The sequence below is a fragment of the Leptotrichia sp. oral taxon 218 genome (assembly GCF_018128225.1).
Classification (GTDB): Bacteria; Fusobacteriota; Fusobacteriia; order Fusobacteriales; family Leptotrichiaceae; genus Leptotrichia.
This window is the reverse complement of the sequence record NZ_CP072377.1, coordinates 710,631-721,487: the sequence shown is the minus strand read 5'-3', so window position 1 is coordinate 721,487 and position 10,857 is coordinate 710,631. Positions and strand designations below refer to the sequence as shown.

Here is a 10,857-nt window from a genome sequence, read left to right as displayed (position 1 = left end):
ATTCTATTTTTTATTATTTTTCAAAAAAAAATCACAGCACAACACTATGATTTTTTTTTATATATTCTTTATTTTCAAAATTAAACTTCAACCACAACTTCATTTCTCAAACTTGGTTTCATCTCCAAAAATTCTCCCCAAAGTTCAAGAACAGCTTTATATTCGTCAAAATGACAGCTCCATTCTGGATATTCTTCACAAATTCCAAAAATTGTATGCTCAAAACTCACCTTATCCCTCGTTATTTTATGCTGAAATGACTGACCGTCCCAACAAGTTTCATTCAATTTTCCTTGTGCAACTTTATTCACTTCATCCAAAAAATCTTGCACCATTTTTTCTTCTGGAAAATCTTCCATAATCGCTGTTATCAAAAATTTTGTATATTCATTCTGCTTTTTTTCCAAATCTTTAAATTTTATTATTTTTTTTCCACCAAATTCTTCTGCATCAAAAAATTTTACTTCAGAAGTTGGCATAATTCCAAAATCTCCATCTTTACAATAACTAAATTTTACTCTCAATGTCGTATTCACCTTTCTCAAAATTTATCTGTTTTCATAAACAGGATATGCCGTAATTCTTGGAGTTTTATAGCCTCTTATTAAAACCTTGCTCTTACTTAAACCCTGCCACATATTTTTATCTCTTCCAGGAACATCTCTTCTATTTTCCCAAGCTGAATTTATTTCACTAATTATTCTAGCTTCGTCCCAATCACTTGGAAACATCGTATTAACTCCGCCATTTGAAGTCTTTTGCTGCCACTTTCCGCTAGAATCCCTAATTTCAACAGTTGCTCTATAGACTCCATTTTTTGCAGGTTGTCCAATTTTTTTCACAATTCTGACATCACCTTTTAAAAGCGAATGTCCGCCAGTAACTTTTCCCGAATGATTTTGATCTCCTCCGATTACATGCTCGTAATCTATGTTATATTTACTGCTCTCAACTGATCCGATATCTTTTTTTCTATAATTTTTATTTTTTTTAGAACTCAAAGACTTTTCGGATTTATCGTTACTTTCTGCAACTAAACCTTTTACATAATTTTTATCCGCATTTTTTTTAGCCACGCTATCCAAATAACTTTTTCCGAATCCAAAAAGTGCAACTATAAACACAACTAAAATACTTAAAATCTTATTTTTTTTCATCTTTCCTCCTCACACATTTTTTATAAGAGCTTTAATATTTCTCTTTTATATTCTATAAATTTTTCTGTTAAAGTCACTTCATCGCCATTCCCAGTTTTTGGCAAATCAACTTTTATCTCTTTTGTAATTTTTCCTGGATTTCCAGAAATTATATAAATTCTTTTTGAAATTAAAATTGCTTCGTCAATGTCGTGAGTTATAAATAGCGTTGATAACTTTATTTTTTCCATTATATTCAAATACCAGTTTTGCATTTTTCGCTTCGTTATAGCATCTAATGCGCTAAATGGCTCATCTAGTAAAGCTACTTCGCATGAAAACATATAAGTTCGCAAAAGTGCTGCTCGTTGCCTCATTCCACCTGAAAGTTGATTAGGATATTTTTTTTCTGTCCCAGAAAGTCCAAATTCTGCAAAATATTTTTGCGCTCTTTTTCTTGCCTCAGATTTTTTTACGCCTTTTATAACCAAAGGTAAGGACACATTGTCAATAATTGTCTTAAACGGCAAAAGCAAATCTTTTTGAAGCATATAGCTTATTTTTCCAGAATTTTCCAAAATATTTTTTCCGTCTAAAAAAACTTCTCCAGAAGTTGGACTAATCAATCCAGAAATTACATTAAATAAAGTAGTTTTCCCAACTCCGCTCGTTCCTAAAATACATACTAGTTCACCTTTATTTAAGTCAATCGAAATGTCTTCAATAATTTTTTTCCCTTCAAATTCGACAGACACATTTTTAACCTGCAATTTAATCTCATTCATTTTTTTATTTCACCTTAAAAATTTTATTCACAAAATTAGATTAGCATATGAAAAAAAAAATGTCAACAAAAAAATCTTTTTTTACAAATGAACACAAATGAAACAAAGAATATTCATAATTTCAATTGTAAAAAATTCATAGTAATTTAAAATTAAGAAATCTATTTTATTTCTACCTTAAAAATTTGCATTTTTAATAAATATTGGTATAATTATATCGAATAGTTTGATAAACAAAATATTTGAAGGAGGAAAGAAATATGAAAATAAAACTTAATAATATTTCAGAAACTATGCTTATTACTCTGTATATGCGAGCGACCGATGCTAAAAGCGAAAATCCGATTTTAAATGACAAAAAATCTGAAGAAATAATTTCTCAAATAGATTATGACTTCTCGAAATTTAAAAATGCATGGGCTTCGTATTATGGAGTTCTTTCACGGGCGAAAGTGATGGATAATGAAGTAAAAAAGTTTATAACAAAATATCCAGATTGTGTAATTGTGTCGATTGGATGTGGATTAGATACAAGATTTTTACGAATAGATAATGCAAAAATAAGATGGTATAATCTTGACTTGCCAGAAGTTATCGAAAAACGAAAGCTCTTTTTCGAGCCAAACGAAAGAGTTACAGATATTGCAAAATCTGCATTTGATTCAGCATGGACAAAGGATATTAAACTAGAAGGGAAAAAATTGCTTATTATTTCGGAAGGTGTATTAATGTATTTTGAAGAACAGCAAATTAAACAGTTCTTGGAAATATTAACTGATAATTTTGATTCTTTTGAAGCACAGTTTGACTTGCTCTATAAAGGAACAGTTAAAATGAGCAAAAAACATGATACCTTAAAAAATATGAAAGTAAAATTTAGTTGGGGCGTGAAAGATGGAAGCGAAGTTGTAAAATTGAATCCAAAATTAAAGCAAACTGGACTTATTAATTTTACTGATGAAATGAAACATCATCTTCCTGGCTGGAAAAAATTGTTTATTCCATTCTTTTACATTTTTAATAACAGACTTGGAATTTATACTTATGAAAAATAAAGGGCGATATTCCAAAATGTATACTGAAATGAAAAAAGCGCAGTCGGAATTTGAACTGATTTAAATTAAAATTTTGAGAGTGTAAACTTTTTTGCGTAAATAAACTAGAAAAACCTTATATTATTGGATTTATATATATTTTACACAGAATTCTGGACACTCTCAAAATTTATTATGCAAATTTACTGAATCTCTCAAAATGTACTTTACTAATTCAATGAACTTCTTACACTTGAATAAAACCTTTCCCTAATACCTAGTGAACTACTCTCACTTATAGAAGAAGGAGACCTCTTGCTAAATATTGTTCAACCATTTTATTCCAAATACTCATTACTAAACCCAAATCCGCTAGGAATTTTTTTAGCAATTAATTTATTTTTATAAAGCCAGTCATAAAACAAGTCCCATCTTTTTTTATCTATTTCTCCCCAATTTTTTGCATCCCCTTTATACTGCGAAACTAACCACTTTTGACTAGCAATCGCTAATTGCGGATTTATTTCAGGAGCATTTTTAATCAAAATTTTTGCAGCTTCTTCAGGATTTTTCATTGAATATTCATAGCCTTTTTTTATAGCCTTTAGCACTTTTTTAGCTTGAACTGGATTTTTTTTCAAATAGTCATTGTTTGCAATAATTACAGGACTGTAAAAGTCAAGTTCAGGACTGTAATCTGCAATTTTCAAAAAATTTGTATTAAGTCCAGCAAGTTTTGTTGCAACGCCATCCCATGCATAATAGACCCAAACTGCGTCAATATTTGTCTTAAGTGCTGTCACAACATCAGTAACTGTATTTGGAATCATTTTTACGCCGCTAAAATTGCCGCTGTCATCAGTAACTATTTTTTTTAAAATCGCCTTTTCAATTTCATCATCCCAAGTCGCATATCTTTTGCCAACCAATTTTTTTGGTGAATCAATACCTTTTTCTTTTAGAGAAATAATTCCAGATGTGTTGTGGTTTATTATCGCTGCGACAGCAGTCACTGGAACTGGAGCATCAGATGAAAATGTCTTAGCCAGTGTATCTTGAAAACTTATCCCAAATTCAGCTCCACCAGCTCCAATTAATGCAGTTGTACTTCCTTCAGGTGGCTGCACAATTTCCACATCAATTCCTTCTTCTTTAAAATATCCCAAATCTTTTGCAGCAAAAAGTCCTGTGTGATTTGTATTAGGCGTCCAATCCAAAACTATTCTTATTTTTTTAGATTTTTTTGCACAGGAAACTGACAATATCATCACTATTGCCAAAATTAAAATTTTAATAAAGTTCTTTTTCATTAAACTAAATTCTCCTTATTTTAAAAATTTTCAAAATTAAATATCTTTTTCCCAAGGCATACTCAATTTTTGAATTTCTTTTACAACAAACATTAAAAATAAACTGATTATTGAAATTAAAAATATGACGGCAAACATTTTATCAAATGAATACGACTTTCTGACTCTCGTCATATACACTCCAAGTCCATCAAATCCACCTAGCCATTCAGCAACAACTGCACCTATAATCGAATAGCTGACAGATATTCTAAGTCCCGCAAAAAAATATCCAATTGAACTTGGAAGTTTTATGTGAACAAAATTCTGAAATGGTGTTGCTCCCATCGTTTTCATAAGTTTTAGCGCATCTTTATCCGCCGACTTAAATCCATCCAAAAGTCCGATTGTTATTGGAAAAAATGAAGTTAAAACAATAAGTACAATTTTGGGTAAAATTCCATACCCCAGCCAAAGTACCAGAAGTGGTGCAATCGCAACAGTTGGAATAGTTTGAGTAATTATCAATATTGGATAAATCGACTTATAGGCAAATTCAAACATATCCATTATAACCGCAACTAAAAATCCCAAAATCACTCCCAGTCCCAATCCCAAAAATGCTTCTACAAGTGTAAATCTAGCATGGTGCATAAGAAGCGGAAAATCATTCACAAAAGCCTTTATCACATCAAAAGGTGACGGCAGCATAAACTTCGGCACAATTTTTGCAATTGACAATATTTGCCATTTTATTAAAACATATAAAACAATAATTACTGGTGCAATTTTATTCAATAATTTACCGTGTATATTTTTTGATTTTTTTTTCAATTGTAAGTATTTCTCCTTTCGGTTTATAATTTATCTTGACATATGACATCACACTTTTTGCGCCAGATTCAACTGCGATAATTTGACACATTTTAACAATATTCATAAGTTCGTCATAATCTCCTTCAATTGTCGTTTCAAAAGGTCCAACTACCATTTTCAAATTTTTACTTTTAATGTATTCGATAACTTTGTCAACTATTCTTATAATTTCTTCATTTTCACAAGTATCTGGCAATACTTGAATTGCAACACTTGCATTAATTTTATTAGACATAAAAATATCTCCTTTCAAATTTTATTAAAAACAAAAGGAGATTTATTTATTAATATTAAATTGTAATATTAAAATACTCCCTTCGTCGGCATTATCCGTATCAGGTTAAACGGGTTAAGTCAAAAGACTACTCTCAGCCATTATAGCACCCCTGTATTTATATTTAACTTTGATATCTTTACTTTAAGTATATCCCTATTTTTTCATAAGTCAATACTATTCTAAAAAACTTTTTTTAATTTAAAATTCTATTTTTTTCTGAAAAAATTTAAGTTTTCATATTTTTTAAAGAATTCTTCTAAGTAATCTGCTGATTTTACATCTTCTTCTTTTCCATCAACCATTCTCTTAAGTCCCAATTTATCCAATTCGCTTATCAATTTATCTTTAGTTGTTGGTTCTTTTAAATGCTGAAGCAAGATTAATTCAATCGTATCAACTGGGAAAATTTCATTTTTAAAGTTTCCAATTCCTATATATTGTCCATCTTCGCTTAAAATAACTTCCACATATTTAATAAATTTTTCTGGAACATAAGTTTCATTTTCCACAAAACTTATTCTTTCAATTCTTGTCAAATAAAAATTCAAATTTCCAATTATTACATTGTTTAAAATAAAACCTCTTATTTCCTGAACAATTTTTTCTTCCTGCTCTTTAGATAAGTTTTTGTCATTCAAAAATTTCTTGGCGTCTTCCACTTCAAATTCACCATTTTTTTGATTTAATAAATGTTTTAATGTTTCTTCTAAAACTTTATCTTCAAGTTCAGCTATTTCTATTTTATTTTTTATAACATAATAAAGTGAATCAATAATTTTATTAGGTATACTTTCAGAAAAATTTAATTTATCCGCTTGGCTTTTTTTACACATAAGCGATTTTCTAAATTTTGTATCCAAAATAAAGTCAATACATTGCTCTTTAATGACATTATCTCCGCCAGATAACTGCTGCAATCTTTCCACAGTTTCTTTTTTGTAAGAAGTTGCCATTGACAATTTTAAATTTGTATCAGAAAAATATTTTAATCCATTTTTATCAGCTAATTCAGCAAATTCATGAATGTATAGCGGATCATTAAACATTTCTAAATATTCGTGTCCAAGATAGTAATTTTGATGTTTTAGCACACTTTCCATCCATTCCAGATAACCTTTGCTTCTTTCTTTTAAGTCTGAATAAAGTTCTATTTGTTCTTTGAAAATTTCTACAACTTGTCTTCCTCTTTCTGTTTTTTCAACAAGTGAAAGATTTGGGTAAAATTTATTTACATAAAGCATCATATCTCTTACTTTTGACGCTTCTTTCCATCCTGGATAAGTGTTGTAAGACAAATATGCAATTCCATTTTCGTTTAAATTTTTGTTGAAAATTTCTATCATTTTATCTTTTACATCATTCGGAACCCATGAAAAAACTCCATGAGAAATTATATAATCAAATTTTCCAAAACTTTCATCAATTGTCAAAATATCTTTTTGATGAAGTTCAATATTTTTTAATCCTAATTTTTTTATAATTTCATTTCCTTTTTTTATCTGCTCATGCGACAAATCCACGCCAACATAATAATTATCTTCAAAATTAATCGCTTGAGCAATCAAGTTTCCACCAAATGATGTTCCTAGTTCTAGTACACGAGCTTTTGTCGCTTTTTGTGGATTAAGACCGTAAAAATACGCATATGCCTCCAATTTCATCATTGCAGTGTCTGCAAAAGGATTTGCTTTATAGACCAGTTCGTCGTAACTCTCCTTATTTTCTTTACTATCCATTTTATAATTTCCTTTCTTTTCTTTGTTTTAACTTAACTTCCAAAATTATATCACATTTTTAACCTTTTTTCATTATTTTTTTTGTTATTTTTAGAAAAAAAATTCCTATTAACTCAAATAATCAAAAATTAATAGAAATTTTACTTTTTATAAATTTATTTTTTTATTTTTTAGATTTTTTCTTAGATTTTTTGTCTTTCTTATCTTTTCGTTCTTTTTTATCTCTTTTATCTTTTTTATCTTTCTTTTCTTTTTTGTCTTTTTTTGAAGAACTTTTTTTACTCGAAGATTTTTTTCTTCCAGATTTTTTAGAAGAAGATTTCTTCTCACTTCCTCCGCTTTTTCTTCCACCAGTCGCTTCTTCAACTAAAGGTTTAGAATCATTTTTGGAATTTAACGCTCTCATGATGTATTCCGCTTCTTGTAATGGTACTGTAATAAATGAATATTTATCCATAATTTTTACATCTTTTACTTTTCTTCCTGGAGTTTTTGCTTTTTTGTGAAGTAAATCAAGCAGTCTTCCCACATTGTATCCATCTTTTGAACCAAGTGCGATAAATAATCTTGTTTTATCCGCAATTTTAACTTTCACATCTTGAATTTCACTATAATTTTCTGGTAAAAACTCATCTTCGTAGACATGTCTTAATACAGATGCCAACACTTGTTTTGGATCTCTTCCTTGGAGTAAATTATTTGCCAATTCATCGTAAGCGCTGTGGTCGTCTTCTTTTATAATTTCTTCAACATAGGCGATTAATGCTTCTTTTTTAGCATTCAAAATCTCTTCCACATTTGGTATGTCTTCTCTTTTGATGTCAGTTTTTGTAATTCTTTTAATTTGTGCCAATTTACTTGCTTCTCTAGGTGTCACAAATGTAATTGCAATCCCTTTTTGTCCAGCTCTTCCAGTTCTTCCAATTCTGTGAACATAAGATTCAGCTTCTTGTGGAATTGAATAATTAATTACATGTGTTAAATTACTTACATCTATTCCTCTTGCCGCAACATCTGTAGCCACAAGAATTGTCAACACTTTTTTCTTGAATAAATCTAGCGCTTTTTGTCTTAACGCTTGAGTGATGTCTCCGTGAATACATTCAGCATCATAGTTTCTAGCTTTCAGTTTATTTGTAACATCGTCAACTTCTGATTTTGTTCTACAAAACACAATTCCATAAAAATCCTGTTCATAGTCCAAAACTCTGCACAATGCTTCAAACTTATCTTCTTGCTTAACTTCATAATAAATTTGTTCCGTCAAATTTGTAGTCAATTCTTTTTTTGCAACTTTTAACAATTTATATTCTGGCATAAATTTTTTAGCTATTGCTAAAATTGGTTTAGGAATCGTAGCTGAGAAAAATAACATTTTTTTCTCATCGTTTGTCTTTTTAAGTATCTCTTCGATATCTTCAATAAATCCCATATTTAACATTTCATCTGCTTCGTCTAATACGAAATAATCTAAATTATCCACTTTTAAGACTTTTTTATTCATCAAGTCCATAACTCTTCCAGGAGTTCCAACTACAATGTCAACTCCTAATTTTAATCTTCTAATTTGATTTTCGATAGATGCACCACCGTAAACTGCCAAAACTTTTAAGTCTTTTTCACCTTTTAACGAATAAATTTCATCAGCCACTTGATTTGCAAGTTCTCTTGTAGGTGCTAAAATTAACGCTTTAACAGTTTTATCAGATTCAATAGTTTCTAGGATTGGAATGCTAAATGCTGCCGTTTTTCCTGTTCCTGTCTGTGCTTGTCCTATTAAGTGCGTTCTTTCCTTTAATAATTCGGGAAGTACCAACTTTTGTATTTCACTTGGCTCCTCGAATCCTTTTTTACTTAATGCATTAAGCATTTCTGTACTTAATCCAAAATCTTCAAATTTCTGCATCTTTTAAAATTACCTTCCTTTTTCTCTTTTTTTATTTTTTTATTTATATTTAATTTTAATATTATTAATCAGTTATTTAATTAATTGACTTAATTAATTTCACAATTATCTTTTATAGTGAACTACTTCCCGCTTTTAGAAGTGGAAACTTCTTGGGAAATATCTGCGCATGACTAGCCAAATATATTTACCAAGCTCTTCGGGTAGTTCCTACCCTGTCTTTTTTATTTTTTTGTAGTATATATCATTATACCACATTTTTTTAAAATTTGATATTTCTTTTTAAATTTTTATATTTTTATTCATTATTTTATAATTTTTCTAATTTTAATTTTGCCTCGCTGCTTCCCGCTTCCACTGCTTTTTCATACCATTTTCTAGCTTCCTTGGTATTTTTAGCCACACCTTTTCCCTCTTTATACAAATCTCCTAGTGCGACTAACATTGGCGCTGCCTCCACATCTTTTCTTCCTTCAGCATTTTTATAAAGCTCAATTGCTCTTTTATAATTATTTTGACTTTCATAAATCTTTGCTAAATTATATTGAGAAACAATATCTCCAGCACTATCTCCCATCTCATAATAAAAAATTGCATCTTCCAAATTTTTTTTTGTTCCCAGACCTTTTTCTGCCATAATTCCCAAATATCTTGGAGCTTTCATTTCAGCATTCATATTTCCTCTGTCCATAGCTCTGTTAAAAAGTTCAGATGCCTTTTTATAATCTTTTTTAACTCCAAATCCTTCAAAATATATTATTCCTACATTTGTGGTTGCTATTTCATTTCCTTTTTTCATCGCTTTTGTCGACCACATAAGTGCTTTTTTAGGGTCTTTTGGAACTTCTTTTCCAAAAAGATACATTTCTCCAAGTTCAGTTTGTGCTGCCACATCCCCTTTTTGAGCTGCTTCTGTCAATTTTTTCACTTTTTCATCAATTGCCGACACAATTTTTGGCTTAGGAGCTGGTTTAAAGCTTCTCTCTTTTTTTCCGCAACTTGCAAAAATCATAAGTACCATTATTAACAAAATACTTTTTCCATACTTTTTCATTTATTTTTTCTCCTAAATTTATTTTAAATTTTATCACAATAATATTAATTAACTAAAAAATTTTTAAATTTTTTAAATAAAATAAAAATATTCTGTAAAATAAAATAACTCTCTTAGAATCAACTAAAAGAGTTATTTCTTCATTAACTATTTTTGAATATTCAAAACTACTGTTTCCCCAGCTTTAGCTTCTCCACTTTCAACTGGATTTAATGAACTGTAATCTTCATAGTTTGAAATAATTACTGGTGTGATTATTGATTTTGCATTTGCTTTTAAGAAATCATAATCGTATTTAATTAATGGATCTCCAGCTTTTACAACTGCACCTTCTTCTGAAATTCTTTCGAAACCTTTTCCTTCCAATTGAACTGTGTCCATTCCAAAGTGAACGAAAATTTCTACTCCTGCTGGTGTTACAATACTAAATGCGTGGTTAGTATCAAAGATTTTTTCAACTCTTCCTGCAGCTGGTGCCAACATTACACCTGACGCATTTGGTTCAATTGCAATTCCATCTCCTACCATTTTTTGAGCAAAAACTTCATCAGGAACTTGAGATAAAGGCATAATTGTACCAGAAATCGGTGCGATTATTTTCCCTTCAAATTCTTGTTTTACTTCTTCTTTTTCTTTTTTTCCTTTTTTGAATAAATCAAATAATCCCATTTTCTTTCCTCCAATATATTTATTTTTTTATTAAATCATTATAATATATTATACTACATATTGTTAAAAAATACAAAATTTTTTAATAAAAAATT

11 protein-coding genes and 1 riboswitch are annotated in these 10,857 nt (G+C 29.4%); of the genes, 1 reads left to right on the top strand and 10 read right to left on the bottom strand.

From position 1 onward, the window contains the following. Positions 1–80: 80 nt before the first annotated feature. Genes J5A73_RS03425 through J5A73_RS03415 form a run of 3 tightly spaced genes read right to left on the bottom strand, consistent with a single transcriptional unit; the run spans position 81 to position 1,921 of the window. Positions 81–536, bottom strand: a complete 456-nt coding sequence (locus tag J5A73_RS03425; protein WP_249069465.1) for a hypothetical protein — start codon at positions 534–536, stop codon at positions 81–83. 12 nt (positions 537–548) lie between these two features. Further along, the gene (locus J5A73_RS03420; RefSeq protein WP_211616639.1) at positions 549–1,157 is read right to left on the bottom strand and encodes an EndoU domain-containing protein; all 609 of its coding nucleotides are present in this window, start codon (positions 1,155–1,157) and stop codon (positions 549–551) included. Positions 1,158–1,177: 20 nt separating this feature from the next. Further along, on the bottom strand, positions 1,178–1,921 hold the full coding sequence (locus J5A73_RS03415) for an ABC transporter ATP-binding protein (protein ID WP_211616637.1): 744 nt from the start codon (positions 1,919–1,921) through the stop codon (positions 1,178–1,180). A gap of 260 nt (positions 1,922–2,181) precedes the next feature. Between J5A73_RS03415 and J5A73_RS03410 the strand changes: the two genes are divergently transcribed. Beyond that, positions 2,182–2,976, top strand: coding sequence for a class I SAM-dependent methyltransferase (locus tag J5A73_RS03410; RefSeq protein WP_211616635.1), 795 nt, complete (start codon positions 2,182–2,184; stop codon positions 2,974–2,976). Between the two features lie 317 nt (positions 2,977–3,293). Here J5A73_RS03410 and J5A73_RS03405 read toward each other — a convergent pair whose 3' ends face one another. The 7 genes from J5A73_RS03405 to J5A73_RS03375 form a co-directional block, all read right to left on the bottom strand. Next, positions 3,294–4,265 carry an ABC transporter substrate-binding protein gene (locus J5A73_RS03405; RefSeq protein ID WP_211616634.1) on the bottom strand — a complete coding sequence of 324 codons (972 nt, stop codon included), beginning with the start codon at positions 4,263–4,265 and terminating at the stop codon, positions 3,294–3,296. A gap of 36 nt (positions 4,266–4,301) precedes the next feature. Continuing rightward, positions 4,302–5,078: an ABC transporter permease gene (locus J5A73_RS03400; RefSeq protein ID WP_211616632.1), complete on the bottom strand. Its 777-nt coding sequence runs from the start codon at positions 5,076–5,078 to the stop codon at positions 4,302–4,304. Continuing rightward, positions 5,047–5,355: a thiamine-binding protein gene (locus J5A73_RS03395; protein WP_211616630.1), complete on the bottom strand. Its 309-nt coding sequence runs from the start codon at positions 5,353–5,355 to the stop codon at positions 5,047–5,049. Before J5A73_RS03395 ends, J5A73_RS03400 begins: the two co-directional genes overlap by 32 nt. Before the next feature lie 60 nt (positions 5,356–5,415). Further along, positions 5,416–5,518, bottom strand: a riboswitch (TPP riboswitch). 85 nt (positions 5,519–5,603) lie between these two features. After that, positions 5,604–7,133 carry a methyltransferase regulatory domain-containing protein gene (locus tag J5A73_RS03390; RefSeq protein WP_211616628.1) on the bottom strand — a complete coding sequence of 510 codons (1,530 nt, stop codon included), beginning with the start codon at positions 7,131–7,133 and terminating at the stop codon, positions 5,604–5,606. 163 nt (positions 7,134–7,296) lie between these two features. Next, positions 7,297–9,039: a DEAD/DEAH box helicase gene (locus J5A73_RS03385; protein ID WP_211616626.1), complete on the bottom strand. Its 1,743-nt coding sequence runs from the start codon at positions 9,037–9,039 to the stop codon at positions 7,297–7,299. Positions 9,040–9,349: 310 nt separating this feature from the next. Then, positions 9,350–10,093 carry a tetratricopeptide repeat protein gene (locus J5A73_RS03380; RefSeq protein ID WP_211616624.1) on the bottom strand — a complete coding sequence of 248 codons (744 nt, stop codon included), beginning with the start codon at positions 10,091–10,093 and terminating at the stop codon, positions 9,350–9,352. Between the two features lie 147 nt (positions 10,094–10,240). Next, positions 10,241–10,762: a PTS glucose transporter subunit IIA gene (locus J5A73_RS03375; RefSeq protein ID WP_211616622.1), complete on the bottom strand. Its 522-nt coding sequence runs from the start codon at positions 10,760–10,762 to the stop codon at positions 10,241–10,243. Between the last annotated feature and the right edge of the window lie 95 nt (positions 10,763–10,857).